The 26,311-nt window shown below is 42.5% G+C and carries 21 protein-coding genes and 4 pseudogenes; 9 read left to right on the top strand and 16 right to left on the bottom strand.

Annotated elements, in window-relative coordinates; all coding sequences use genetic code 11:
• Positions 1-187: 187 nt before the first annotated feature.
• The 4 genes and pseudogenes from AX677_RS07330 (at position 188) to AX677_RS07315 (ending at position 4,102) form a co-directional block, all read left to right on the top strand.
• Positions 188-973, top strand: a pseudogene (locus AX677_RS07330) (ABC transporter ATP-binding protein).
• An 81-nt stretch (positions 974-1,054) separates the two neighbouring features.
• A pseudogene (locus tag AX677_RS07325) lies at positions 1,055-1,989 on the top strand (iron-hydroxamate ABC transporter substrate-binding protein).
• Between the two features lie 99 nt (positions 1,990-2,088).
• Positions 2,089-3,108, top strand: a complete 1,020-nt coding sequence (locus AX677_RS07320) for an iron ABC transporter permease (protein ID WP_060976669.1) — start codon at positions 2,089-2,091, stop codon at positions 3,106-3,108.
• Positions 3,098-4,102: an iron ABC transporter permease gene (locus AX677_RS07315; RefSeq protein WP_060976668.1), complete on the top strand. Its 1,005-nt coding sequence runs from the start codon at positions 3,098-3,100 to the stop codon at positions 4,100-4,102. Before AX677_RS07320 ends, AX677_RS07315 begins: the two co-directional genes overlap by 11 nt.
• Before the next feature lie 27 nt (positions 4,103-4,129).
• On the opposite strand, the gene AX677_RS07310 is transcribed toward AX677_RS07315, so the two are convergent.
• From AX677_RS07310 to treP, 8 genes are all read right to left on the bottom strand, one after another.
• On the bottom strand, positions 4,130-4,324 hold the full coding sequence (locus AX677_RS07310; RefSeq protein ID WP_060976667.1) for a CsbD family protein: 195 nt from the start codon (positions 4,322-4,324) through the stop codon (positions 4,130-4,132).
• Between the two features lie 100 nt (positions 4,325-4,424).
• Positions 4,425-5,078 carry a DUF1803 domain-containing protein gene (locus AX677_RS07305; RefSeq protein ID WP_060976666.1) on the bottom strand — a complete coding sequence of 218 codons (654 nt, stop codon included), beginning with the start codon at positions 5,076-5,078 and terminating at the stop codon, positions 4,425-4,427.
• Positions 5,071-5,583, bottom strand: coding sequence for a YiiX/YebB-like N1pC/P60 family cysteine hydrolase (locus AX677_RS07300; protein WP_060976665.1), 513 nt, complete (start codon positions 5,581-5,583; stop codon positions 5,071-5,073). Before AX677_RS07300 ends, AX677_RS07305 begins: the two co-directional genes overlap by 8 nt.
• A 91-nt stretch (positions 5,584-5,674) precedes the next feature.
• On the bottom strand, positions 5,675-6,610 hold the full coding sequence (locus AX677_RS07295) for a manganese-dependent inorganic pyrophosphatase (protein WP_060976664.1): 936 nt from the start codon (positions 6,608-6,610) through the stop codon (positions 5,675-5,677).
• A 139-nt stretch (positions 6,611-6,749) separates the two neighbouring features.
• Entirely contained in the window at positions 6,750-7,559 is an 810-nt protein-coding gene (gene pflA / locus AX677_RS07290) for a pyruvate formate-lyase-activating protein (RefSeq protein ID WP_002905907.1), read from the bottom strand.
• A 222-nt stretch (positions 7,560-7,781) separates the two neighbouring features.
• On the bottom strand, positions 7,782-10,031 hold the full coding sequence (locus AX677_RS07285) for an endonuclease/exonuclease/phosphatase family protein (RefSeq protein ID WP_060976663.1): 2,250 nt from the start codon (positions 10,029-10,031) through the stop codon (positions 7,782-7,784).
• A 188-nt stretch (positions 10,032-10,219) separates the two neighbouring features.
• Positions 10,220-11,851: an alpha,alpha-phosphotrehalase gene (gene treC, locus AX677_RS07280; protein ID WP_060976662.1), complete on the bottom strand. Its 1,632-nt coding sequence runs from the start codon at positions 11,849-11,851 to the stop codon at positions 10,220-10,222.
• A 72-nt stretch (positions 11,852-11,923) separates the two neighbouring features.
• Positions 11,924-13,921, bottom strand: coding sequence for a PTS system trehalose-specific EIIBC component (treP, locus tag AX677_RS07275; RefSeq protein ID WP_060976661.1), 1,998 nt, complete (start codon positions 13,919-13,921; stop codon positions 11,924-11,926).
• Between the two features lie 187 nt (positions 13,922-14,108).
• Here treP and treR point away from each other — a divergent pair, with 187 nt between their 5' ends.
• Entirely contained in the window at positions 14,109-14,822 is a 714-nt protein-coding gene (treR, locus tag AX677_RS07270; RefSeq protein ID WP_060976660.1) for a trehalose operon repressor, read from the top strand.
• Between the two features lie 366 nt (positions 14,823-15,188).
• Here the strand turns inward: treR and AX677_RS07265 are convergent, their stop codons facing one another.
• Together AX677_RS07265 and AX677_RS07260 are read right to left on the bottom strand one after the other, a co-directional pair.
• Positions 15,189-16,529 (bottom strand): hemolysin family protein, encoded by a 1,341-nt coding sequence (locus tag AX677_RS07265; protein ID WP_060976659.1) that lies wholly within the window; start codon positions 16,527-16,529, stop codon positions 15,189-15,191.
• 151 nt (positions 16,530-16,680) lie between these two features.
• Positions 16,681-17,805: an AI-2E family transporter gene (locus tag AX677_RS07260; RefSeq protein WP_002897049.1), complete on the bottom strand. Its 1,125-nt coding sequence runs from the start codon at positions 17,803-17,805 to the stop codon at positions 16,681-16,683.
• Between the two features lie 74 nt (positions 17,806-17,879).
• Between AX677_RS07260 and AX677_RS07255 the strand changes: the two genes are divergently transcribed.
• The 4 genes from AX677_RS07255 (at position 17,880) to AX677_RS07240 (ending at position 21,675) form a co-directional block, all read left to right on the top strand.
• Positions 17,880-18,674: an ABC transporter ATP-binding protein gene (locus tag AX677_RS07255; RefSeq protein ID WP_060976658.1), complete on the top strand. Its 795-nt coding sequence runs from the start codon at positions 17,880-17,882 to the stop codon at positions 18,672-18,674.
• A complete protein-coding gene (locus AX677_RS07250) occupies positions 18,671-20,233 on the top strand; it encodes a hypothetical protein (RefSeq protein WP_060976657.1) in 1,563 nt (520 codons plus the stop codon). The genes AX677_RS07255 and AX677_RS07250 overlap by 4 nt, the downstream gene beginning before the upstream one ends.
• Positions 20,234-20,344: 111 nt before the next feature.
• A complete protein-coding gene (locus AX677_RS07245) occupies positions 20,345-20,719 on the top strand; it encodes a hypothetical protein (protein WP_004193116.1) in 375 nt (124 codons plus the stop codon).
• Positions 20,720-20,910: 191 nt separating this feature from the next.
• Positions 20,911-21,675, top strand: coding sequence for a class I SAM-dependent methyltransferase (locus tag AX677_RS07240; protein ID WP_060976656.1), 765 nt, complete (start codon positions 20,911-20,913; stop codon positions 21,673-21,675).
• 283 nt (positions 21,676-21,958) lie between these two features.
• Here AX677_RS07240 and AX677_RS09545 read toward each other — a convergent pair.
• The 6 genes and pseudogenes from AX677_RS09545 to AX677_RS07215 form a co-directional block, all read right to left on the bottom strand.
• Positions 21,959-22,116, bottom strand: a pseudogene (locus tag AX677_RS09545) (IS200/IS605 family transposase); the annotation flags it as partial.
• Positions 22,117-22,219: 103 nt separating this feature from the next.
• On the bottom strand, positions 22,220-22,996 hold the full coding sequence (locus tag AX677_RS07235) for an ABC transporter permease (protein ID WP_060976655.1): 777 nt from the start codon (positions 22,994-22,996) through the stop codon (positions 22,220-22,222).
• Complete coding sequence (locus AX677_RS07230; protein WP_060976654.1) at positions 22,983-23,936, bottom strand: ABC transporter ATP-binding protein; 954 nt, start codon at positions 23,934-23,936, stop codon at positions 22,983-22,985. The genes AX677_RS07235 and AX677_RS07230 overlap by 14 nt, the downstream gene beginning before the upstream one ends.
• Positions 23,917-24,532: pseudogene (locus tag AX677_RS07225) on the bottom strand (TetR/AcrR family transcriptional regulator). The gene AX677_RS07230 and the pseudogene AX677_RS07225 overlap by 20 nt, the downstream one beginning before the upstream one ends.
• Before the next feature lie 239 nt (positions 24,533-24,771).
• Positions 24,772-25,323 (bottom strand): class I SAM-dependent methyltransferase, encoded by a 552-nt coding sequence (locus AX677_RS07220; protein WP_060976652.1) that lies wholly within the window; start codon positions 25,321-25,323, stop codon positions 24,772-24,774.
• The gene (locus tag AX677_RS07215) at positions 25,317-26,264 is read right to left on the bottom strand and encodes a TIGR01212 family radical SAM protein (RefSeq protein WP_002905125.1); all 948 of its coding nucleotides are present in this window, start codon (positions 26,262-26,264) and stop codon (positions 25,317-25,319) included. The genes AX677_RS07220 and AX677_RS07215 overlap by 7 nt, the downstream gene beginning before the upstream one ends.
• Positions 26,265-26,311 lie beyond the last annotated feature (47 nt).

The raw sequence follows: 26,311 nt of genomic DNA, 5'->3' as shown, positions 1-26,311 counted from the left end.
ATCATTGCAGGTTCTTTTTTATATTTCTATCTTAGCATGAAAAGCTTAAATTTTTATTATTTACAAATTTATAAAACTTTTTTATTTTATTTTTATTAAATTGTCAGAAAACTCTTTTTTTAGAAAAATTTTTATGGTATAATAAAAGGCGTAATTCTGATAGAAGAATCAGCCAGAAAGGAAGTCTATATCCACTATCTCTGCAGCAAGTATCCAGGTCGCCTACGATCAAAAGGTTATTATTGACGGACTGGACTGCCAACTCGCCGAGGGAAAGATTACAACTATTATCGGTAGCAATGGCTGCGGTAAATCCACTCTTCTCAAGGCTTTTACTCGTATTTTGCCGACAAAAGCCGGCAGTATAACCCTGGATGGACAGTCCATCGCCCTACTGCCGACCAAGGAGGTGGCGCAAAAGATTGCCTTGCTGTCCCAAACCATGGAGGCGACCGATGGCATCACTGTCTATGATCTGGTCTCTTATGGCCGCTTTCCGCATCAAACTGTCTTGGGCCGGCTCAGTACAGAAGACCGGGAAAAAATCTGCTGGGCTATGGAAGCAACTCAGGTCAGCGAATTTTCGGACTGGCAGGTAGATGATTTGTCTGGCGGTCAGCGCCAGCGCGTCTGGATTGCTATGGCTCTAGCCCAAGATACAGAGACTATTTTTCTGGACGAGCCAACCACCTATCTGGATATGAATCACCAGCTGGAAATCTTGGAGTTGCTGAACGACCTCAACCGACTCAGCGGAAAAACCATTGTCATGGTTCTGCATGACATCAACCTAGCTGCCCGCTTTTCCCATTAGCTGATTGCTATGAAAAATGGGCAAATCCGGTATCAAGGAAGTGTTGAGCAGGTCATGACTTCGGATATTCTGAGAGACATTTTTCAGATTGAAGCCCAGATTATTCGGGATCCTATTCAGGATAAGCCACTCTGCCTCAGCTATCAGCTCGTTAAATAAGTCATGTATTCATAGATAAGTTTCCCATATCTTCTTCATGGATACAGCTTCTAAACTTTTTTTATAGAATTGGAGGAAAAAATGAAAAAGTTTTTATCATTTGCCACCCTTACTGTCACCATCTTCCTTTTAGTTGCCTGCGGCAGCTCATCTAAATCCGAAAACTCTGCCTCTTCAGACAAGGTCGAGCTATCCAGCAAGCCCAAAATTGACGGATTTCACTACTACGGCGATATTCCTAAAAATCCAAAACGGATTGCCAGCCTCTCCTCTACCTACACAGGCTATTTGCTGCAACTAGGTTTCGACCCTGTCACTGTAACATCCTATGATGCTAAAAACCCTGTCCTCAAAGAAAAAGTCAAAAACGCCAAGATCCTGATGCCGGAAGATTTGGAGTCTATCGCCAAGCAAAAGCCAGACCTTATCGTGGTAGATGCCAGTGACAAAAATATCGATGAACTAAAGAAAATCGCTCCAACTATTGCCATTGATTATGGAAAAAATGACTATTTAGAAATCCTGAATCGCTTTGGCCAAATCTTTGGTAAGGAAAAGAAGCTGATCAATGGATTGCTGATTGGAAGAGCAAAACAGCTGATATTGGCAAGCAATTAAAAGAAAAGCTGGGACAAGATGTCACTTTCACCGTTGTCGGACTATATGAAAAGGAAATCTACCTCTTCGGTAACAACTGGGGACGAGGCGGAGAAGTTATCTACAAATCTCTGGGATTTGACGCCCCACAAAAGGTGAAGGATGAAGTATTCCCAAGCGGCTACTTGCAAGTCAGCCAAGAAACGGTGAGTGAGTATATTGGCGATTATGTCCTGGTTGCTGCTGAAGACGATAAAACGGGCAGTGCTCTTTACGAAAGCGATGTTTGGAAATCCATTCCCGCTGTCCAACAGAACCATATCTTAAAAGTGGATGCCAACGCCTTTTATTTCAACGATCCATTGACACTTGAATACGAACTCAAAACCATTCAAGATGGCCTTGAAAAAATGAACTAGGCCATTCCTTGCAGAAAACTTAGACTAGTAAAAAACATTGCTAGTAAGCGATATATCTCATGACAGCTATTTTATTTTCGATAATATAAAGGATACCAGATGACGCTTCATTCACTCTTCACTCAAAAAAATAGGCCAAATACTTTTTGGCTTGTTTTTTTCGCCCTCATTCTCCTGCTGATTAGCGGACTCTATCTCTATCTGCGCTTTGGCATTCCCAGCTACTCGCATCGGCAACTGATAGAAACGCTGAGCCATCCCTTCAAGGAAAGTCCAGCCCAGAACATCATCATAGATCTGCGCTTACCTAGAGGAATTGCAGCTCTGCTAGTCGGAGCTAGCTTGGCCGTTTCAGGAGCCATCATGCAGGGGATTACCCGCAATGCCATTGCTGATCCGGGACTTTTGGGTATCAACTCAGGAGCTGGCCTAGCGCTCATCTGCGGTTATGCCTTTTCTAAGAGCATACACTACAGTAGCATCCTCCTGATCTCACTTGCAGGAGCCTGTCTAGCCAGTATTCTGGTTTTTAGCCTCTCCTACCATCCTAGAAAAGGTTTTGAGCAACTACGACTCGTCTTATCCGGTGCCATGGTAACAACACTCCTGACTGCTATCGGACAAGGCTTGACCATTTACCTCAACCTGACCAATGCTGTCATCGGTTGGCAGGCTGGAGGACTTCTAGGAACCAATTGGAAAATGCTGCAAATCATTGCTCCCTTTATCCTATTAGGCCTCTTACTGGCTCAGCTATTTTCTCACCAACTAACCATTCTTAGCCTCAATGAAACAGTAGCCAAGGGCTTAGGCCAGCGAACGACTCAGATAACCCTGTTCTTTCTGAGTATTGTTCTACTGTTATCAGCGGCAGCCGTTGCCCTAGTAGGAAGCCTGGCTCTTGTCGGACTGATTACTCCACACTTTGTCAAAACCATCAGCGGCAAGAACTACCAGAAAATCTTGCCACTGGCGATGCTAGCAGGAGCGCTCTTTCTACTAATCTGTGATTTTGCTGCAAGTCATATGGTCGGTCTTCCTCTTAGCTCTATTATCAGTCTCGTTACACTGCCAGTCTTCCTGTGGCTGATGAGAAAGGGGGCCTTCTATGAGAGATAAAAAACGGATTCTTTTGGTTCTAGTAAGCCTCAGCCTCCTGACTTTCCTAATTTTCCTACTGTCTCTATCATCAGGCGATCAGGAATTTAACGTCGGAGAAGCTTTTCGATATCTGCTGGGGCAAGGAGATGATGGCAGCGCCTTTATCATGGAGCAGATCCGCCTGCCTCGAATTCTAGTCTGCCTTCTAGCAGGAGCTTCACTAGGGATGAGCGGTGTACTGCTGCAGACCTTTACCCAAAACCCACTTGCTGATTCGGGAACCTTGGGAATCAACGCTGGAGCTGGTGTTATCATTACTCTTGCTATCAGCAAGCTAGAAGTGACCGATCCTTTCTATATCCGCTATCTTCCCTTCATCGCGACCTTTGGCGGTATGCTGACAGTAGCCCTCATTTACCTGATTTCACATCAAAAAGGCCAAGCTATCAGTCCCGTCAAGCTCATTATTGCTGGCGTAACCTTGTCAACCATCCTGTCATCCAGTATGATTGCCATCACCGGCCGTGTCAATCAGAACAAACTGACCTATGTGGTTAGCTGGCTAGCTGGTAAGATTACGGGTAATAACTGGGAAAGTCTAGCTATTGCTGGCCCCTTCTTGCTTTTATTCTGGCTGCTGACCTATCTGCGCTCCCACAAGCTCAATATCCTCAGCCTAAATGATGAAACAGCTCTAGGCCTGGGGCTTCATCTAAAAAGAGAGCGGCAGATAAGCCTGTTATTAGCCAGTGCTCTCGTCGCCTTTAGTCTATCCCTAGCTGGAAATATAGTCTTCATCGGTATGTTGGCTAGCCATATCAGCAAACGATTCCTGCCTAGCGATCATCGCTTGCTCTTTCCAGCCGCTATGCTGCTAGGTGCCTTTATCATGACAGGGGCAGATACGATTACAAGAACCTTCCTCATCGGAAGCTCCGTCCCGACAGGTATTTTGATTTCCATTATTGGAGCCCCCTACTTCCTCTACCTTATGTATCAGCAAAAAAAATAATCAGCCGAATAATCGACTGATTGTTTTTTATTTATCCAAGCTGTTTTTGATACCTTCAATGGCACCTTCTACAGCTCCTTTAGCATCTTCAGCAACTTCTTTGGCTTTAGCAACAGTTTTTTCTACAAAGCCTTCTGCTTCAGTCTTGTTATCGCCTGTAACTTTGCCCACGCCTTCTTTAACAGCGCCTTTAGCTTGATCGAATTTATTTTCTAGTGACATAATTTTGCCTCCGTTCTTTTTTACAGTATTTAATACCGTTTACAGTAGTATAAGTTTTTTCTTTTCAAAGGTCAAATATTCTGCTCATTCTATGAGAAAATCAGTGCAGCTGGAAAGTCAATCTCTCCTTATGAAAGCTGGCCTGTAACTCATACTTGCCTGTTTCGTTTTGCCGGATATAGCCCAAAATCACTAGGCTATCGACAAAAATGTCCCGTCGCTTCTGCATGAGCTCATTCTTGCGGACATACTTGAGAAGAAAGGTCGTCATATACTTGAGTGCATACTCTGGATTGACATCGCCCAAGACAGCATAGAGAGGCTTTTGTGCATCAGACAGGGGATATTGGCGCTGCATCTTATAAAAATAATTAGCCAAGGTCAGCTCATCCCGCTGAAAATCTGTCTCTTCCAGCAAGATAGCCTCATTGGTTCGATTGGAAAGCTGGGTCTCAAAGCGCAGCTCCAACAGTTCCTGATAGAGGGGACTATCATTGCGGATAAATACTTCCTGGTCCAATTGCAAGTCCTCCAAACTTTCCACAAAAGGCAGCGTCAGATAATATCGCTTGTTCTCCCGCTTGATGTAGCCAGCCTTAATGTAGTCCTCTATTGAGCGATCCATATTAGCTACACCTGCAAATTCTCGCTTTATCTCCCTCAAAATAACGTCTTCATGTTGATCCAAATAATCAATCAGTTCCTGAAAAAATGGCTGGCGCGTCAAACGACTGGGATTGATGATTTTAATCATGGAGTTCTCCTTTGTAGATGAGTTTTCTTGACTGAGCCAACTGGCTAGGATTCGTTCCGGGCTGATTTAAAGGCACATCTAAGCCCAATTCTCGATAATACCCCTGCCAAAAATCAGAAATCAGATTTTTCTCATCGCCAAACTGCATGGGAATCGTATCAAAAATCGGCAAAATTTCCGCAATATACTCCGAGCAGTAAAAACCATCGGACTGCGGATAAAAGCTGAAATTGTATGGCTTTCCTAGATGTAATTTGACCCTTTTTAAGACAGCTTCTACTTCAATAGCTGGATAGCAATACACGTCATAAATATCCTTATCCTGCAAAAAATCAGACAAGTCTTGATTGACAACACCCTTCTCATGGGTTGCATGATAAATTTCACCATTAAAAAAGATGGCCACGTGGCTGTATGAACCAGTCGCTGCTCGGATTGCTGCAGCAATTTCTGAAGATCCGACTGTAAAAATCAAATCTCCGTCTTGTAAATCTTGAATCTTCATTTCTCTCGCCTATCAAAAAAGGAGCTGAAACTCCTTTTAAATATGAGGGGAATAGCCCTCATCTAGTAACTTATTTAACCAAATGAGCTCTTTAAGCATTAAAACTTGCTGTCAGTTGAGGCACCACTTGCTTCTTACGAGAAACAGCGCCTGCTAGGAAAGCATGGTTATTCTCAAGAGCAAAGTTAAAGGCTGCTTCGACCTTGTCCATATTGCTTCCGATAGCCAGAATCTCTGAGTCTGAGTTGATAATATCTGTAATCATCAAGACGAAGTCAGAGTAGCCATTTTCAGCGTTTGCTTTCTCAATAGCCGCTTCGATTTCTGCCTGACGCTCCAAAACTTCAGCAATATCAACAGTGTTGACCTGTGCTACACGGACATTGTTTCCGTTCAGCTCAAAGGTTTTAGCATCGATATCAATCAATTCTTCGGCAGACTTGCTAGCCAAATTTGTACCTGCCTTGAGCATAGCCAAACCATACTCTTCTAAGTTGACACCAGCCAGCTCAGCCAATTCTGGTGCAATGGCCTTGTCAGTCGGGTGGGTAGTTGGTGACTTGAGCAAGAGAGTATCAGAGATCAAACCAGACAGCATCAATCCTGCAATCTCTTTTGGAACTGCTACGCCGTGCTCCTTGAACATGCGGTAAACAATAGAGGAAGCAGATCCCACTGGCTCCAAGCGCATGTAGAGGGGACCAGCTGTTTCAAAGTTGCCTACACGGTGGTGGTCCACCACGCCATAAACTTCAACTTCAGCGATATCTGCCACAGACTGCTGGAATTCATTGTGGTCTGTCAGGATAACTTGCTCAGCTCCCTCTGCCTTTGCAGATGTAATCACGCGCGGTGCAGCTACGCCAAAGTAATCCAAAACAAAGGCTGTTTCTTCATTAGGTTCACCCAGAGCAACGACTTCTGTATCCAAACCATAAGCTTCGCGAGCCAAGTAAGCAAAAGCGTAAGATGAACCAATGGCATCTGAATCAGGATTTTGGTGACCGAAAACTAAAATTTTAGACATGATAAACCTCTTCTTTTATATAATGTTTATTGCATTTATTTTACCATAATTACAGGCATTTCACAAAAGCAGAAGGACATTTTCTTAAGAAAAATGGACTGGTTAGCCCACCATCCCATTTATTCATACTCAAAGTAGATTAGCTATTATGCACCCGATTCATATACTCTGTATAGGACTCCGTCTGCATGAGTTCCTTAGCATTCTTGACCCGATCAGCTGTCGGAGGCTTAACCCCTTCCAGCTTGTAAGGGATACCCAGCTCCCGCCATTTGAATTCTCCCATAGTATGGTAAGGTAGAATTTCAAACTTATCAACATTCTTCAGCGTCTTTACAAACTTACCTAGCTCAATCAGGTCATCATCACGGTCGGTCAATCCCGGAACCAAGACATGGCGTATCCAGACTGGCTTTCCAATGTCAGACAGGTACTTGGCACAAGCCAAGATATTCTTGTTGGTCTGGCTGGTCACAATTTTGTGCTGTTCTTCATTAATCTCTTTGATATCAAGCAGGACAAGGTCGGTAACTGCCATGAGTTTGTCAAATTTTTTCAGATAGCGAGGCGTATTTCTAAAAGGCAGGGCACAGGTATCCAAAGTACAGTGGATACCCAGTTCCTTAGCCTTGGTAAACAAGGCAATCAGAAAATCAATCTGCAGCAAGGCTTCTCCTCCACTGACGGTGATGCCGCCTTTATTGCCCCAGAAACCCTTATAACGGAGAGCTTCTTGTAAAACATCATCCACCGTTCGCAACTGAGATTTGTTGGTCTCCATCTCCCAAGTATCCGGATTATGGCAATACTGGCAACGCATATGGCAGCCCTGCAAAAAAACAATAAAACGGATACCCGGTCCATCAACTGCTCCAAAGCTTTCGGTGGAGTGGACCATGCCCGTTACCTTTCCATAATCAACTGCTTCTTCAATTTTCTCTTCAACCATAGCGCAACCTCTTAACTCTGAAAACGTTTTATAACTAACTACATTATAACATGATTAAAGCAAAAATAGACTTAATTTGCCTATTTTTTAGAAAACAAACTGTTTTTCAGTTTCATTTTCAGTGTTTTACAACAGATAAAACTTTAGGGCGAAAGCAGTAAGCAAAAAAAATCAGGGCAGAATCTTTATTCCACCCTGATTTCAATTTTAAACTAATTTTAGTTAATTTCTATTTCTCTTTTTGAGAGTAAAAGCAAACATCAGCAAGGTCAATCCCAAGACTGCCCAGCCGCTGGTATTTTGACCGGTCTTCGGGAGTCCCTTCTTCTTGCTGCCAGCTGTCTGACCTTTTCCAGTTTGATTGGACGATGGAGGATTGGTCTGAGACGGAGCTCCTTGATCTGCTGCTACAGAAGATTGTCCAGTTGATTGAGACGACTGGGAACTGTCAGATGTTGAAGCTGCAACATCCTTAGAAAAGTCCAGCTGCACCACTACTGGATCATGGTCTGAAGCTCTGCCATGTTCCTCCATGAAAGAGGCATTGATATGGACAGGCGCAAAGACTGCCTTGCCTGCCAGGTTCTTCGAAATGAAAATGTTATCCAAGCTTTGGTTGCTGCCCCGGTAGAAGTAGGAATAACGGTCAGCGGCATCATGCTCCTGCATGAGATTAATCAGTTCATTACCCGCCAGTGCTTTAGCCGTTTCGGAAAATTCAAAATCATTAAAATCACCAGTCAGCACAAACTTAAGGTTAGGATTTTGTCTCAGCCCTTCTTGAACAAAGCTATTTAAAATTTTAGCCTGTTCTATCCGGGCAGCCTGCGTATGCTGAACTGCTGGTTGAGCGGAGCCATAAACAGCATCATCCCCAATCTTGGACTTCAAATGATTGGCGATAACAACGATATGCTGTCCCTTGAATTCAAACTCAGCCGCCAAGGATTTACGAACCTTGGTAAAGGCTGGATTTGTTGGAACAATTCGGGCAGGATTCTTAACCAAATGGCCACCAGAGAAGCTAGCTGCTTCATCACTATTACCAGCATCTTTCTCAACTAATTTTACACGATTTGGATCGTAGAGAAAAGCCACGCGGATATTGGAGCCAGGCTTGCCGCCATCTTGACCATCAAGTGGGGCAACTTCAGTGTACTTGTAAGTTTTTCCGCCCAGTTCTTTGATGCGGGCCGCTAGTTTCTCACCGCTTTTGACACCGCTGGTCGTTCCGTCATTGACACTGCCATTCTCATCTTGAACCTCGATGAGCGTGATGATATCTGGACTGTGGATCTCATTGATGAAGGAATTAGCGATTCTAGTCACTTTTTCCTCAGGTGTTTCACCTTTTTTAGCATTAGCAGAAAAATTCTCGATATTGTAGGAAGCAATAGTCAGCTTGTCTTCGCTTGGATAGATAGGAGAGACCTGTCTCTGCAAGCCCCCGTCAACCAAATCAGGCAGCTGAGTCGGCTCCAACTTGTAAATCTTCCCACGATAGGTCACGACTCCGACCACATCACCATTGAAATAATCCTTGGCCTTGGCAATAAATTTATTGCCAACATAGACTGGAATAGTTGCGGTATTTTGGGCGTTTGGACGAAGATTAAGGCCGCCGATATTGTTTAATGGCAAGGCTTGGTAGCCTTCAGGTAAGACATAAATGTCTCCACGATACTGCGGGCCCAAAACTCGTGGCCTCTTCACCGTCGTCAACATTCCTTCCAAGCTTTCCCAATAGTCCAAAGCTTCACTTTGAGGCTGATAGTTATTAATATCGTTATCGACCGTATCCTGAGGCATATTAGCCACGATGTCTACTGGATCAGGCAAATCAGCTTTCCCTTCCTTGGTCACCTTGGAAGCCACTAGCATGGTAACTGTCAAACTATCAATGGGCTTGTTGAAAGTCTGCCCCTGACGAACGCTGAGCTCTTCCATATAGCCTTCTTTGACACGACCTTCAAGACTAAGTTTGTCTCCAACATCGACTTTTTCTTTAGAAACAACATAAAGGGCATCAGAAGTCCTGCTATTTCCATCAGGAGTCACGTCTTGAACATAAAAACCATAGCGGTCTGTTTTCGTCACAACTACATTGGAAACTTGAACCTCTTTGTCCTCATAGGGAGAGGCTTGTGATTCTCCCTGAATGGTTCCCACATTGGGCACAGCTTCTGGTCCGCTAGCCGCAGCTTGTGCTGCAGCAGGAGCTTGGCCTTCCTTTTCCACTGCCTCTGTAGAAGCTGCCTTTGACTCTCCTGATTCTGCTGATGCACTCTCTGCTTGACTGGCAACCGACGCATCACTTACAGCCGGATTCTCTGTAAGAGCAGCCGCCTCAGAAGTTGACGAACTTACCGCTTCTTCTGCTCCGACTGATTGGACAGAAAAAAGCAGAGACAGAAAAGCAGCTAGCAAGACCGCTATGGGAAAGAGCTGCCTGTAAGAAACTTGTTTTTTCATGAACTTCTCCTTTTCTGTATAAATGTATATTATCCTATTTAATTTTTATTATAAAGAAAAGAATCAAATTTTGCAAAGGCTTTCTCAAAATTCTGTATTAGTTTCTCTTTCTTCAGAAAAATACTTGTCTAGGCTGGCCCAACACATAAAAAAAGAATCTGAAATTTTTTCCAGATTCTTTCAAGACTTTAGTTTTCACCTACTAAGATAGCCAAGGTTTCGTAAGGCTGCAAGGTCATCACATGGTCAATCTGAGTCTTGCCGTAATTAGATAGGAGAACCTGACCATTTTGATAATCCGGCAGGATGTCCACCGTAATCGGATCAGCATAGAAGTTGTTAAGGACTAAAAGTTTTTGTCCTTGCCACTCCCGCTCAAAGGCATAGACCTGAGGACTGTCCTCATAAGCTGGCTGATAGCTGCCTTCTGCGATGATAGGTAGTTCCTTACGCAGGGCAATCAATTTCTGATAAAAGGTAAAAATCGGGCCCTTGATTTCATTTTCCACATTGATGAGAGGATAGGATTTGCCCGCCTTCAGCCATGGAGTTCCTGTTGTAAAACCTGCATTGACTGAATCATCCCACTGCATAGGTGTCCGAGAATTATCACGAGATTTAGCCTTGATAATCCTGAAGGCTGCCTCTGGCGATTGACCTTCAGCAAGCAGACTCTGATAAGCATTGACAGACTCGACATCCACATAATCTTTCATGGAGTCATAGTCAGGATCCACCATACCAATCTCCTCACCCATGTAGATATAAGGCGTCCCGCGCGACAGATGAATACTGGCTGCCAACATGGTCGCTCCTTCATTGCGGAAATTCTCTACATCGACGAAGCGGTTGAGAGCTCGCGGCTGATCATGGTTGTTCCAAAAGAGAGCTGACCAGCCATCATGATCACTCATTTCCTTGCCCCAAGTATGGAAGAGGCGTTTTAACTCTTCAAAGTCAAAGGCCTTAAGAGTCCACTTCCGTCCAGCTTCATAGTCTACCTTGAGATGATGGAAATTAAAAGCCATGGACAGCTCCTGCCGATCTGGTGCCGTGTAAAGGATACAGTTTTCAATCGTCGTAGCACTCATTTCACCAACCGTCATAAAGGAATCGTCCTGCCCAAAGGTCGCTTCATTCATCATACGCAGATAGTCATGCACGATTGGCTTATCAGTATAGGCCGGCTTGCCCTCCTGCTCTGGACAATCCAACAGCACCTCATCTTTTCCGATGACGTTGATGACATCAAAGCGGAAGCCCTTGACGCCCTTGTCCCGCCAAAAATTCACCACTTTAAAGAGCTCTTGACGAACATTGGGGTTGCGCCAATTGAGGTCAGCTTGAGTGACATCATAAAGATGCAGATAATATTTGCCCGTATCGCCAAATGGCGCCCAGGCGCTGCCGCCAAACTTGGACAGCCAGTCCGTTGGCTCATCCCGCAGGATAAAGAAGTCCTGATAGTAGGAATTCCCAGCCAGTGCCTTTTGGAACCACTCATGTTCAATCGAGCAATGGTTAAGAACCATGTCTAGCATAAAGTCAATACCATGCTGCTGGCCGACCTTGACCATCTCTTCAAAATCTGCCATATCTCCAAAGATAGGGTCTACCGCGGTATAGTCAGAAATATCATAACCATTGTCCCTCTGCGGACTCGGATAGAATGGATTGAGCCAGATCATGTCCACTCCCAACTCTTTCAGATAAGGAAGTTTTTCAATAATCCCGCGAAAATCTCCCAAACAATTGCCAGTTGTGTCTTTAAAAGACTTTGGATAAATTTGGTAGACCACCTTTGTTTTATCAAGTGTCATATTTTCTCCTTTTTTGAGAAAAGGGACAGATTTTAAAGCACCGTCCCTTTCTATAAGTCATTTCATTTTTCTTTAAAGTGGCTTAACGTTCATCAACTGACTGCCTCGCTCAACTACCCGAGGAAGTTGTTCAAGCACCTCCACCTGATACTTGTCTGAGTTCGTAATGATGACTGGTGTTTCTGTTACATAGCCTGCTTTCTTGATCATGTCTATATCAAAGGAAATGAGCTTGTCGCCAACCTTGACCTTGTCTCCTTGAGACACATAGCCCTCAAAGCCTTTGCCTTCCAGATTGACCGTGTCCATTCCGATATGCATCAGGATTTCAACACCTTCATCTGACAAGATGCCGATGGCATGCTTGGTTGGGAAGAAGACTGTTACTCTACCATTGACTGGTGAAACCAACTCACCTTGGCTAGGTACAATGACAACTCCACGCCCCATCAAACCTTGTGCAAAGACAGGATCTGTTGCCTGACTCAATTCTTTTACTTCTCCTGCCAGCGGACTAGTAATCGTTACAGGAGCTGATGAATCAGCTGCTTTCACCTCTGGAGATGACTCGGCTTTGGATGGCCCGGCAAATTCAGCCTCTTCCTGAGCTGCAAACTCTGTCTGCAATTCTGGATCTTCCTCTGTCTTCGTCAAGAAGCCTGTCTTGTGGAAAAAGAAAGTCAGGAACATTGGTACAAGGATTGCTACAAGCATAACTCCTGCAAATGGAATCATATATTTTGCCTGGATAGAAAGGATACCTGGTAAACCACCAATACCAATGGCATTTGCTGTTATATTAAAGGTTACAGAAAGCAGACCCGCAATAGACGAACCAATCATTCCCGCAACAAATGGATAAACGTACTTGACATTGACCCCGAAGAGAGCAGGCTCAGTAACACCAAGGTAAGCTGAAATGGTTGCAGGCAGGGAAATTTGCGCTTCCCGCTCATCATGGCGTTTCATAAGGTAATAAGCAAATACAGCTGAACCTTGAGCAATATTAGATAGAGCAATCATTGGCCAAAGACCAGTACCACCGGCATCAGCTACCAACTGAGTATCAATGGCATTGGTCATATGGTGAAGACCTGTAATAACAAATGGAGCATAAAGGGCACCAAATACTGCGCCAAAGAGCCATTTAACAGGGCCAGTTAAACCTGCAAGTACAACTGTTGAAAGTCCCTGACCGATTGTCCAACCGATAGGACCCAAGACAGTATGAGCCAGAATCAGAGCAGGAATCAATGATAAGAATGGCACAAAAATCATAGACACTACTTCTGGAATATGTTTACGCCAAAAGATTTCCAGATAAGATAGAGATAAACCTGCTAAAAGGGCCGGAATAACCTGAGCTTGGTAACCAACACGATTGACAGTGAAGAAACCGAAATCCCAAACCCAGTCCTTAGCGATTTCAGCTGCTGGTGTCGATGCTACTGAATAAGCATTGAGCAATTGTGGTGACACCAAACAGATTCCCAAGACAATCCCAAGAATTTGGCTAGTTCCCATTTTACGAGAAACAGACCAAGTGATTCCTACCGGCAGGAATTGGAAAATTGCTTCTCCCGGAAGCCACAAGAAATGGTTAATTCCAGACCAGAATTTGGATACCTCTGTGATTGTTTTCCCATCCAACATAGACCAATGCACGCCCTCAAGAACATTGCGGAAGCCAAGGATTAACCCTCCGACAATCAAAGCTGGAATGATCGGTGTAAAAATTTCTGCCAGAGTGGCCATAACCCGCTGAAGGGGATTTTGCTTGCTCTTAGCAGCAGACTTGGCTGCTTCTTTCGATACTCCCTCAATACCTGATACAGCAGTGAAGTCATTGTAAAAGATTGGCACATCATTTCCAATGATGACTTGGAATTGCCCAGCATTTGTGAAAGTTCCCTTGACCACTGGGATTGCCTCAATGGCCTTGACATTGGCCTTTTTATCATCTCCAAGTACAAAGCGCATCCGCGTTGCGCAGTGGCTAACTGCTGTGACATTCTCTTTGCCGCCGATTGCATCTAGAAGATCTTTGGCTTCCTTCTCAAATTTTCCCATTTGACTACTGGCTGAATGAGAATCCAGCACTCTCCTTATATTTTTTACGAGTTAGTTTTTCAACACATCTCTACAAATTATTGTAATCGATTTCAAAGATGTAGGCAAGTTGTTTGTTGAAAAAAGCCTTTATTTTTGATAAAATTTTCTAGGTTGTATGCAAAAAAGAAAACAAGTGGAGTTTATGATGAAGAAATATAAACAATTATTCAAACAAATTGAGAAAGATATTTTAGAGGAACGTTATGCAGTCGGAGACTTCTTGCCCAGCGAACACCAGCTGACAGAAGACTACCAGGTCAGCCGCGACACTGTTCGCAAGGCTCTGGCGCTGCTGCAAGAAGAAGGATTGATTGAAAAAGTCCGCGGACAGGGTTCCAAAGTCATCAAGCATGAACAGTTTGACTTTCCTGTGTCTAAGCTGACCAGCTATCAAGAAGTAGTCAAGCAGAATAATATGCAGTCCAAAACCAATGTTGTCAGCTTGGAAAAGATTACCGTAGATCAGAAACTGTCCGACATCGCTGGTTTCCCTCCCTACCGACTGGTTTGGCGAATCGTCCGTCAGCGCGTTGTAGACCAAGTCGCCTCTGTCTTAGATATTGACTATTTAGACAAGGGAATCGTCCCTGACTTGACAAGGGAAATCGCTGAGCAGTCCATTTATGCCTATTTGGAAAATGATTTAAAGCTCAATATCGATTATGCCAAGAAGGAATTTACCATTGACCACGCCAATGACCGAGACAAGATTCTCATGGACCTAGGCAAGGACCAGCAAGTCGTCTCTGTCAAGTCTCAGGTCTATCTGGCAGACGGCCGCCAGTTTCAATATACTGAGAGCCGGCACAAGCTAGACAAATTTCGCTTTGTGGATTTCGCTAAGCGCCAGAAAGAATAACCTCGAGTTCCATCTAAATCACAAAACCACCTCTGCCTTCCAGCTGGCAGAGGTGGTTTCTTTTATGAGTAGTTTAAGGCTGCTTTGTTTTGGAGCGACAAAGAGCCTCAAAATTTCTTTATACTTGTTTTAGGAGATTTATATGAAAAAATTAGTTAAGGGCTTCTGCTGCTTTTTAAACTTTACTTATTCTTATTACTTCCTTTCTTACTTTTGCGCCTGTGAGAATGTCAATACTTGCTTATCATATAGGGTAACTTTAGATGTCATTGGACTGTCCTCATTTCTATTTTGATGCTATTAGTATAATCCCAGAAACTTAAGACAGACTTATAAAAAACTTGAAGGAAACTTAAAAGACTGAGGTTATTTCTCAGCCTTTTCTGCTTCTTCAACAATTTCTGAAATTTCAACCTTAACCTTCGTAACACGGCCATTTTTTACCTTGTCATTGGTTAAAATGAGTTGCTTATTCTGACTTTCGACTTCGTAGCTAATGCGTTCCTTCGGATCTGGTATAGTCCCCACACAAGTCAAGTAATAACCAGCTATTGTATCCACATCATCGCTTTCGATTTCGACTTCAAAATATTCATTAAAATCATTAAGGGTCATGGTTCCTAAGACAATGTAGGTATTCTCACCGATTTCATGGACTTCAATTTCAGCTTTGTCAGTCTCATCGTCGATCTCACCGACAATCTCCTCCAAGAGGTCTTCCAGTGTGACCAGACCAGCCATACCACCATACTCATCCAAGAGAATCGCCATTTGATTTTGCGTATTGCGCAGCTCCTTAAGCAAATCATCGACAAACATAGTTTCTGGTACAAAGAGTGGCTCCTGCAAAATCTTGCGCAGAACTATATTGTCAAAACCATTGATGAAACCTTCATTAAGCAGTCGCTTGGTATGAATCAGACCGATGACATTGTCCTTATCCCCATCATAAACGGGAATCCGCGAGAAGCTCTGTTTGAGAATGCTCTCGATGATTTCCTTGGTATCGTCCTGAATGTCCACCATAAAGGCATCCGTCCGCGGCACCATCAGTTCACGCGCCATCAGCTCATCCAGAGAGAAAATCCCCTGCAGCATCTCAATCTCATCTGCATCCAAGGTCTCCTCACTCTTAGTCAGCATATACTCAATCTCATCCCGAGTCATCTTTTCGTCTGCATCATCAAACTTCATCGGGGTTATCCGACTCAGCAGATTGGTTGACGCTGACAGCAACCAGACGAAGGGACTGACAATCTTGCCAAGAAAGATAATAACCGGTGCAGCCCGCACAGCTAGATTGTCTTTCAGGTTCATGGCAATGCGCTTGGGATAAAGCTCACCCAAAACAATAGAAATATAGGTCAATAAGACCAAAGCCAAGAAAGTTCCGATAGCACGTGCTGTTTCGGAATTTCCCATCCAAGAAGAGAACAGTTTCCCCAGATTATCCGCAAAGCTGGCCCCAGACAGGATATTGATAACTGTAATCCCAACCTGAATGGTTGATAAGAAATTATTAGGGCTTTCTAAGACCGCCAAGAGACGACTATATTTGAGGTCGCCCTCTTCAGCCTTTTGCTCCACACGCGCCCGATTGAGCGATACCATTGCCATCTCAGCAGCTGAGAAAAAGGCATTTAACAAAGTCAATATAAACAGTAGTAAGGCTTGCCATAACATATTCTGACTGCCAGGGTCTTCCATTGATTCTTTCTCCTCGAAATGTATAAGTAAATCTGATTATATCATATTTTTAAATTTAGTGCACAGGAAATGAAAATAAGACGGAAGGCCTTCCTTCCGTCTTATTTTCTGGTCTTGAGATTCTGGAATTAATCGATTTCCAAACTCATCCTTATTTATTAATAATCCCAAACTCTTCGTTCTTCTTCTGCTGCTGGGCTTCCTTGTGATTGTCATAGAGGTTGGCCAAGAATTTGGCGATTTCTTTGAGGATAGAATAGGTCGGGATTGCCACAATCATCCCCAGTACACCATAGATATTGCTGGATAAGAGCAAGAGCACCATGATGGTAATAGGATGGACCTTCATCACACCGCCAACGATACGGGGGTAGAGGATATTGCCATCGACCTGCTGAATAATCAGCATGTAAATCAAGGCCGCTACCATCTTCTGAGGATCCGTAAAGGCATACGTAATGACCATAGGAATCAAGCCGATACTCGGTCCTACATAAGGAATCAGATTAGCCAGACTGGAGAAAATAGCAAAGACCAAAGCGTACTTGAGCCCAATCACGCTATAGCCAATGTAGGCCAGAGCACCGATAATCAGGGCATCGATTGAGATTCCGCTGATATAGCGGGCAACAGTAGCATTGAGATTGGTCAGCAAGCTAGAGATATTGAGCTTATCGCGCTTGAGAACTGTCCGCTCCAGCATGGGCAGGAGCTTATGACCGTCCATGAGGAAGTAAACCAAGAAAATCGGCGTCATAATTAAAATCATCAGCGTATTGACGACTGCTGACAGAACGCTGCCCAGACTGTTGGTTACACTGTTGAGAATATTCTGCAGAATATCCACATAAGACAGATTGAGCTGCTGGATGGTGGACTGGATATTCAGATTTCGAAAGAGCGGATTTTTAGATAATTGATTAACAAAACTTTGAATTTCCCAATAAAGTCCTTGCGTTGAATTAATCAAGCTGCTCAGCTGATTAATCAAAATCGGCAAGAGATAAATAACACCCAGAGCAATCAAACCAAATAAAAGGCTGAGCGTAATCAGAATCCCAATCATTCGGTTGATTTTGAGCTTTTCCTGAAGAAATTTCACCAGCGGATTCGTAATATAGTAAAGAAATCCTCCCACAAGAAAGGGAATCAAGATGGTATTCACAACGCTAACAATCGGGGTAATCATATCCCCCATCTGACGCCAGATAAAGAAGATAATCGTTAGCAAAAGGACCTCACTGGTCCAAAACATCAGCTTACTTTTATGAAACATTTGACTCCTCCTATCAGTTATTTTACCATAAATTTTGTTATAATAAAGGAGATTTAACGAAAGAGAGAATAAAAATGGAAAAAATTATCAAACTGGAAAATGTAAGCTTGACTAAGCAAGGCCGAGCCATCTTAAAAGATCTCAACTGGCAAGTGAAAAAGGGGGAACATTGGGCTATTCTCGGTCTTAACGGATCAGGAAAGTCTACTCTCCTGCGCTTACTCATGGCTGAGCATTGGAAGACCAAGGGTGAGGTGACGGTTCTCGGCACAAAATTTGGCGGCGGCGACATTCCTCAGCTGCGAACTAGGATTGGAGTAGTTGGCTCCTTCATTGCTGAGCGTCTGCCTAGCCGCCTCACAGCTGAAAAAATTGTCCTGACAGGAAAGTATAAAAGCAGTATTCTCTACGCTCCTTACGGACAAGAGGAGCTGGACCAAGCTAGGGAAATGCTGGCTTCCATTGGCGGACAAGATTTGATTGGCCGGAGCTACATCAGTCTGTCTCAAGGGGAAAAGCAGCTCTTGCTGATTGCACGCAGTCTCATGGAAAAGCCGGAATTGCTTATCTTAGATGAAGCGACCAGCGGTCTGGATCTCTTTGCCCGCGAGCGCCTGCTGGAACAGATCGGTAAGATTACACAGATGGAGCAGGCTCCAACCATCCTCTATGTCACCCACCATGTAGAGGAAATAACTGCTGCTATGGATCATGTCCTGCTCCTAAAAGAAGGTGAAATCATAGCCCAAGGTCCTAAAGAGGACATTTTTCACAAAGAAATCATGGACCGTTTCTATCCTCAGCCTGTCGAGCTGATCGAGCTGGGAGAAGACCGCTATTTCATCAAGGTGGAGAACAGGTCCTTATGAAGCAATTTTCTAATACCATCTTCAACCTGGGCTACTTCCTGATTCTGACCATGACTGCGATTGCCTTGCTTTTCCTGTCTGGGCAGATTCTGCTGTCCCACACTTACATCCCTTTGAGGATTGCAGAAGGAGTCCAATTCGTCAGTAATCCTTGGTATTTCTACCCTATCCTCCTGCTCTTTCTCCTCAGCCTCTTTTTAATCCGACCCCTGTTGGAAAAGGTTCAGACCAAGCATCTTTTTTGGATTTTGTCCCTCATCTTTATAGCAGCAGCGATTTTTCTGATAACGGCCTACGATGGCCGCATCCGAGCTGACGCCAAGCATGTTTTCAATGCAGCCTTGGCCTTTAATCGAGGAGATTACAGCTCGCTGACAACCATCGGAAGCTACATGTACCGCAATCCTCATCAGCTAGGACTGATGACTCTGGAGCGACTTTATGCTTTTATTTCTCCAACGACTCAGTTTGCCTTTAGCATGAATGTCGTCTGGACTTTACTCAGTCATTTCTTGATTTACAAGATTACTGCCCTGCTCAATGCCAGAGAAATGATTCAGAAATACACGATTCTGCTGACCTTTCTCTTTCTACCACAACTCTTTTTCATCCTCTTTGTCTACGGTACCATTCCCGGGCTCTTCTTCTGTCTGCTCAGTCTCTATGCTTTTATCAAGCTGGATCAGAAAGGAAACCTGCTCTATGCCTTGCTGGGAGCCGCTAGCATCAGTCTGGCCTGCCTCCTGCGCAACAACTACATCATCTTTGCCATCATGCTCATTGGAGTCTGCTTCCTGTCCATCTTTTATAAATGGTCTTGGAAGAAACCCTTAGCCATCATCCTGATTTTAGCCGGTATCGTCCTTTCAAACAAGGGTCTGACGGCCTACTATGAGCAGCTGATTGGGGGCAAGATTGGTGTCGGTACCCCAAAAATCGCCTACATCACTATGGGCCTGCGGGATGATCCCAATCGGCAGAGTCTGGGAGGCTGGTACGATGCCTACAATACCAAGATTCTCAAGCGTAACAAGTACGATGAAAAATTGGCTACAGAAATGGCTACTCGGGATTTGAAGGATATTTTGATTCACTTCAGTAAGCATCCTGCTTATGCGCTCAAATTCTTCTACGAAAAGGTCAAGTCGACCTGGACTGAGCCAACTTTTCAGTCTATTTGGACTGGACCTCAGATTGAGCGCCAGCAATACATGAAACCAACTATCCTACGCAGCATTTATGAGGAAAGAAAAGGTTATCAGATTGTTAATTTCCTGCTCTTAACCCTGCTAGCCAGCATCTATCTGCTCTCCTGCTTCTTTATCCTGCATAAATTTTTCGTCGCCGAGGAAAAACTGACGCCTTTTGACCTCTATCCCTTCATCTTTCTATTAGGGGGCGGCCTCTTCCACTTCTTCTGGGAAACCAAGAGCCAGTATGTCTATATCTATGTCCTCCTTCTCATCCCTTCCGCCGCTCAATCCTTAGTCGATCTGAGCGATTGGTGGAAGAACAAAGGAAAAGGGAAATCAACAGACCAGCTTGAGAAAAACCTATAAAACTTGAACACTTGATAAGAATTTCTTATAATTTTATAGGGATATTAAGTGACACAAAGTTGAATTTGTAACTGAAACTTTTTAGATTTTACGAAGGGAGAATAGTGATTTATGTTTTCAATATTAGGTGCAGTATTATTTGGAATTATAGCAATTATGACAGTTCTTGTTGCTTGCGGTCTGCCTTTGGGCGAATATACAATGGGGGGACAACATAAAATCTTACCTAAGAAATTTAGACTTGCGGCAGTCATTTCGGTAGCTATTCAAATTTTTGCCATGATCATTATTTTGCAAGCCGGAGGTTTCATTCCCTTGTGGCTGTCTTTTAAGGTTACTAAATATATTTGTTTCTTCTTTGCCGCTTACCTATCCTTGAATACGATTATGAACATGATTTCAAAAAGCAAGAAAGAAAAATATGTTATGACTCCGATTTCACTTATAGCCGGAATATGTTTTTGGATAACAGCATTTCAGATGTAGTATGTGAAATGAGGATCATCTACAGTGCGTCAAATTGGAATTTAGCAATAACATTTCTATACATGATTACCAATGATACAATATTACAAATATCGAGTAAAACAAATTATAATTTGTAGAGGTGAGAAAAATGTAATGGCAACCTATTCACCTTAAATCGAAATAGTATAAAATTACGAGGAGATTATAAGATGAACAATTATATAAAATTAAATGAAGATAGATGGAATAATGTAAAAAATGACTATACTGAGCCATTGACACATGAAGAATTAGAAGAAGTTAGAAATAATCCAATTTCTGTTGCATTAACTGTTGGGAAAAAAGTTCCAAAAGAATGGTTTGAAAAAGCAAACGGAAAAAAGATATTAGGTTTAGCTTGTGGTGGTGGACAGCAGGGACCAGTTTTTGCTATAAAGGGTTATGATGTAACCATAATGGATTTTTCTAAATCACAATTACAAAGAGATGAGTTGGTTGCTAAAAGAGAAGGATTAAAAATCAACACAATTCAAGGCGATATGACAAAATCATTTCCATTTGAAAATGAAACCTTTGATATTATTTTTAATCCAGTTTCAAATGTATATATAGAGGATTTAGAAAATATGTATAAAGAAGCCTCTCGAGTATTGAAAAAGGGCGGATTGTTAATGGTCGGGTTTATGAATCCTTGGATATACATGTATGATACTGACATTGTATGGGACAAACCCGATGAGGAATTACTTTTAAAGTTTTCAATACCTTTTAATTCAAAAGAGCTTGAAGAGGAAGGCAAGATAACCATCAATCCAGAATATGGATATGAATTTAGCCATACCTTAGAAACTCAGATTAGAGGACAACTTAAAAATGGTCTCGCTATGATAGATTTTTATGAATCGTGTGACAAAAGACATAGATTATCACGTTATGGAAATGACTATATAGCTACACTCTGCATTAAACTATAATATTATAGAAAATACTTCGGGAGAATAGCCCATTTTATTTTCCTTAAGGGTTAAAATCTAAAAATCCCAGTTTGTATAATTGAATATAACGATTTGAGAAACAGTAAATCACAAAGGTTTACTGTTTTTTTGCTCATTTTGAGAAATCATAACCACCCGTGAAAACGAGTGGCTTGTACACCGGCTATAAGCCGTTTCCCTCTAGCGACGTCTAAAGACGTTCGCTGAACTTCTTTTAGGTTAATGCTATGATTACTTGACTAATGCCCGTAAAAACGGGATTTTACCTTGTTCTAAAACTGCCATCTGAGAACGCTTTGACACTTAACTTATCAAAGACAAGGGCATTTTTTCCCAATCGCGTATATATTTAGAAACTATCTTTTCATTTAGGCCCACGGTACTCACATAGTCTCCTCTCGCCCAAAACTTTCGATTGCCACAATATACCCCCTCTCGTTTTTCAATCTGAACAGGAGGGGTTGTTTTGAATGGAAATGAATAAGACTTAGTTTTGTGTTATTAGCATTTTCATCACTTCATTTTAATCGTAATCAGCATACCTCCACCAAGCTACTGTTGCGATAAGACCTAGAATACTTACCCCAAATAAACTGACAATGCTCCCAAAATTCAATAGTGCTTTTCCTGCAATACCACTTGCGAGTGCAGGAATCGCCCATGGAATGTATTTCCCAAAGTTAAGAGCAGAACCAAGCTGAGAAAAAATAATAGTAAAAATGATAAATGCCAATGGTGACAAATATCCCCGACCTAAACAAGCAAAAAAGGCCACTGGAGTAGAGAGTACGATCGTAAGAGTAGTACAAAAAACAAAAGTAAGTATACCTTTAAAAATCACCATTAAGCTCCCACCCTCAAGTCCAATCAGGTTGCCAGCTAATAATCCCAATAAAAGTGCAAAAATTGATAAAATATAGCTCCACAAAGCGATAACGATAAACTTGGATAATACGATTGTATCTCTTTTTATCGGGAGCGCTAATAGGTCTATCATCGTTTTATCAGAATATTCTCTGCCAAAAACCCAAGATGATGTAAATCCAAAAATGAGCAATCCCCCAACAGAAATGACTTGTGATACGGTCATTAAGTACGACGACCAGTCTGTTATCCTCATCATTTCCATTTTTGCAGAAATCAAACCAAGATTTTTGAAATTCTCTGGATATTTCATCATAGTTGCAAACAAGCCAACAATAAAAGGAACTAAACAGATAGAACAAGCAGTTACGATGGAAAGTTTTGATTTTATTAACTTTCTCCATTCAATTAAAATACAGGAACTAAGCTTTTTCATTTGAAATTCCTCCATGATAGTCATTCAGTATTCTTAAGAAATAATGTTCCAAATTTTCTTTTTCAACAGTCAATGATTTGGGCGGATAACCTGCATGGACTAGCAATGTGGCAATATCTTCCGGGTATTCCACAGATTTTCTATCAGTTAATTCTAAGAAATGGATATTATTTTCTGTGTCTGATTGAATGTTTACCTGATAGCCATGATTAGATAATACTTCTTTCATGGCCTTATTATTAGAGCCACTTACTAGTAACCTCTTTTCTAAGTACTGATCTAATTCATTGCTTTCAACTTCTCTTATAAGTCTGCCCTCATGTACAATAACTATCCTAGTAGCAATTTTAGATATTTCTTCCAGATTATGACTTGAAATAAGAACAGTTGTACCCAGATTATTCGCCAATTCCTTTAATAGTTCCCTCACTTCAATAACTCCAAAAGGGTCTAATCCATTTGTTGGCTCATCAAGAATTAGGATTTTAGGTTTATGAATAATCGCTTTTGCAATTCCTAAACGCGCAACATTTCCTAAAGAAAGATGCTTCTCCTGTTTATGTTCATATTGCTTTAGTTTTAATTTTTCAATTGCCCAGTCAATATTATCTTTATTAACCCCTCTTAATTTACTAACGATTTCTAAATTTTCTCTCACAGTTAAGTCTGGATAAGAATAAGGCGTCTCAATAATATAACCTATTTCATTTCGAAGTTCTAAATTACTCAGATCTAACTTTTTTCCTTGGATATAACATTCTCCTGATGTAGATTTTATCAATCCTAGCATCATTCTCATCGTCGTTGTTTTCCCTGCACCATTCAGTCCTAAAAAACCTACTATTTCACCAGGTTTTATTGATAAATTCAAGTTGTTGACAACATTTTTTGTTCCATATCTTTTAGAAAGGTTTGCGGTTCTAATTGCTTCTTTCACCATTACCTGTCCTCCTTAGTAATTTGTTCCACAACTCCTTGTATGACTAACTTCAATGTAGTATCAAATTGTTTTTCGCCGATTTCCTCGATGTGTAATATAGTCATAGCAATCGTTCTAAATAAAGCAGAAACGATTTCTACCGATACATTTTCTCTAATGTTGATTCGGGACACAATTTCTTTAACCATCCTATCATCTATCAGATGATGATTTGTTATCACCTCTTTCGGCAATTTTCTTATGAGTAATTCCATTTCATGATTTTTAAATATGGTATACATAAATGAATAGCGAAAATCTTGATAAAAATCATAAAGTAACTGTACCAGACGATTTGTATCTATCTTGGCTTCCATATCTAATTGTTCTGTCAAGCGATTCATAACATCTATTTGATATTCTTCTAAGACTGTAAAAAATAACATTTCTTTTGAGGAATAAAAATTATAAAAAGAACCTTTGGAAATATCTACCATTGCTGCCATCTGGTCTACAGTGGTTTTCTTAACCCCATATCTTTGAAGGCATTCCTTTGCAACTTTATGTAATTTCTTTCTAATTACTTCTTTCTCTTCAGTAGTAAAAGCAGTAGCCATAACTTCCTCCTAAAAACACTGTGACGTTTTTTGGTTATACAGTCATAGATTATCATATAAAATAAAAAATGTCAAAAGTCTTATATCTTCTTTGTAGGAAAATATAAGACTTTAAATTTACACACATCATAATTCTCTTCTTTTAGACCTATTTATTTGAGTGTCACAATTTAAAAAATAAGGATACAGTACTGAAAGCTCCTATTGTCTGGCTTTTCTCTCTGTATCCTTATTGTATCTCAAGTTCCTTCTCTCAATTTCTCAATCATGACAAGGAAAGGCGGATGGTTAATCTGATTGATGGTCTTGTAGAGGGCAACGGTGAAGTCCTGCTGAGGCAGCTGACTGACGAAGTCTAGCACCGCATCTTTCTCAACCTCTCCACCATCATGCCCATAGTAAATCATGATAGCTGCACGGCCGCCTTTTGCTAAGCCTTGACAGACCTTTCCCAGAGCTTCCAGCGTCGTAGCGGGTCGGGTAATGACAGACTTGTCCGCCGAAGGAAGGTAACCAAGATTAAAAATAGCTGCCTTGAAATGGTCCGTGTATTGGTCCAGAGTCTCATGGCCAGCCAAGATTAGCTGGGCATTGTCCAAATCCACTTCTGCCAAGCGCTGGCGAGTCTTTTCCACAGCCTGCTCCTGAATGTCAAAAGCATAGACTTGCTTGGCCAACTGAGCCAGAAAGAGGGTGTCATGACCGTTGCCCATAGTAGCATCCACTACGATATCTTCCTTGGTCACGACTTCTGCCAAAAAGGCATGGGCCATCTGTAAGGGTCTTAACATACGAATCTCTGCTCCTTTGCTTTACAGCCTTGCTTGCTGCCACGACGACGCATTTCTGCCTCAATGGCATTGAGAACTTCCCATTTATTGAGGCTCCACATGGGGCCAATCAACATATCTCGCGGGGCGTCGCCAGTGATACGGTGGATGACGATATGCTCGGGGATAATCTCCAGTTGGTCGCAGATGATGGAGACATACTCCTCCTGACTGAGCAGCTGCAGTCGCCCTTCGTGATAATCCCGCTGCATGCGGGTATTGGTCATTAAATGAAGCAGGTGGAGCTTGATTCCCTGGATATCATTGTCTGTCACACAGCGACGGACATTCTCCAGCATCATCTCATGGGTTTCGCCCGGCAGGCCATTGATCAAGTGAGAAACAATCTCCGCCTTGGGAGCCAGCTTTCGGACTCGCTGGACCGTCTCCACATAGAGCTCATAAGAATGGGCACGATTGATGAGGTCTGAGGTCTCCTCGTAGGTAGTCTGAAGGCCCAGTTCCACGGTCACATGCATACGCTCGGACAAGTCAGCCAAGTAGGCGATGGTCTCATCAGGCAAACAGTCCGGCCGAGTTCCGATATTGAGTCCAACGACACCAGGCTCGTTAATGGCCTGCTCATAGCGCTCACGAATCACTTCAAGCTTCTCATGGGTATTGGTAAAGTTCTGGAAATAGACCAGATACTTACGAACATCAGGCCACTTGCGGTGCATGAAGTCAATTTCCTTATAGAACTGCTCGCGAATGGGCGCATCTGGTGCCACAATGGCATCACCAGAACCCGAAACGGTACAGAAGGTGCAGCCTCCATGCGCTACCGTACCATCCCGATTGGGACAGTCAAAACCCGCATCAATGGGCACCTTAAAAGTCTTCTCTCCAAAAAGTTTTCGATAATAATCATTCAAAGAATTGTAAGATTTCATACCTTTCATTCTACCACAAAAAAGAGTTTAGAAACAAAAATTCCCCCTTTCACAAG

The sequence above is a fragment of the Streptococcus sp. CCH8-C6 genome, from assembly GCF_001557225.1.
Taxonomy (GTDB): domain Bacteria; phylum Bacillota; class Bacilli; order Lactobacillales; family Streptococcaceae; genus Streptococcus; species Streptococcus sanguinis_C.
This window is presented reverse-complemented; position numbering and strand designations above follow the sequence as displayed.

Excerpts from the sequence above, each read along its gene's own strand:
- AX677_RS07320 (WP_060976669.1), top strand. The coding sequence starts at position 2,089 with ATGACGCTTCATTCACTCTTCACTCAAAAAAATAGGCCAAATACTTTT.
- AX677_RS07315 (WP_060976668.1), top strand. The coding sequence starts at position 3,098 with ATGAGAGATAAAAAACGGATTCTTTTGGTTCTAGTAAGCCTCAGCCTC.
- AX677_RS07310 (WP_060976667.1), bottom strand. The coding sequence starts at position 4,324 with ATGTCACTAGAAAATAAATTCGATCAAGCTAAAGGCGCTGTTAAAGAA.
- AX677_RS07305 (WP_060976666.1), bottom strand. The coding sequence starts at position 5,078 with ATGATTAAAATCATCAATCCCAGTCGTTTGACGCGCCAGCCATTTTTT.
- AX677_RS07300 (WP_060976665.1), bottom strand. The coding sequence starts at position 5,583 with ATGAAGATTCAAGATTTACAAGACGGAGATTTGATTTTTACAGTCGGA.
- AX677_RS07295 (WP_060976664.1), bottom strand. The coding sequence starts at position 6,610 with ATGTCTAAAATTTTAGTTTTCGGTCACCAAAATCCTGATTCAGATGCC.
- pflA (WP_002905907.1), bottom strand. The coding sequence starts at position 7,559 with ATGGTTGAAGAGAAAATTGAAGAAGCAGTTGATTATGGAAAGGTAACG.
- AX677_RS07285 (WP_060976663.1), bottom strand. The coding sequence starts at position 10,031 with ATGAAAAAACAAGTTTCTTACAGGCAGCTCTTTCCCATAGCGGTCTTG.
- treC (WP_060976662.1), bottom strand. The coding sequence starts at position 11,851 with ATGACACTTGATAAAACAAAGGTGGTCTACCAAATTTATCCAAAGTCT.
- treP (WP_060976661.1), bottom strand. The coding sequence starts at position 13,921 with ATGGGAAAATTTGAGAAGGAAGCCAAAGATCTTCTAGATGCAATCGGC.
- treR (WP_060976660.1), top strand. The coding sequence starts at position 14,109 with ATGAAGAAATATAAACAATTATTCAAACAAATTGAGAAAGATATTTTA.
- AX677_RS07265 (WP_060976659.1), bottom strand. The coding sequence starts at position 16,529 with ATGGAAGACCCTGGCAGTCAGAATATGTTATGGCAAGCCTTACTACTG.
- AX677_RS07260 (WP_002897049.1), bottom strand. The coding sequence starts at position 17,805 with ATGTTTCATAAAAGTAAGCTGATGTTTTGGACCAGTGAGGTCCTTTTG.
- AX677_RS07255 (WP_060976658.1), top strand. The coding sequence starts at position 17,880 with ATGGAAAAAATTATCAAACTGGAAAATGTAAGCTTGACTAAGCAAGGC.
- AX677_RS07250 (WP_060976657.1), top strand. The coding sequence starts at position 18,671 with ATGAAGCAATTTTCTAATACCATCTTCAACCTGGGCTACTTCCTGATT.
- AX677_RS07245 (WP_004193116.1), top strand. The coding sequence starts at position 20,345 with ATGTTTTCAATATTAGGTGCAGTATTATTTGGAATTATAGCAATTATG.
- AX677_RS07240 (WP_060976656.1), top strand. The coding sequence starts at position 20,911 with ATGAACAATTATATAAAATTAAATGAAGATAGATGGAATAATGTAAAA.
- AX677_RS07235 (WP_060976655.1), bottom strand. The coding sequence starts at position 22,996 with ATGAAAAAGCTTAGTTCCTGTATTTTAATTGAATGGAGAAAGTTAATA.
- AX677_RS07230 (WP_060976654.1), bottom strand. The coding sequence starts at position 23,936 with ATGGTGAAAGAAGCAATTAGAACCGCAAACCTTTCTAAAAGATATGGA.
- AX677_RS07220 (WP_060976652.1), bottom strand. The coding sequence starts at position 25,323 with ATGTTAAGACCCTTACAGATGGCCCATGCCTTTTTGGCAGAAGTCGTG.
- AX677_RS07215 (WP_002905125.1), bottom strand. The coding sequence starts at position 26,264 with ATGAAAGGTATGAAATCTTACAATTCTTTGAATGATTATTATCGAAAA.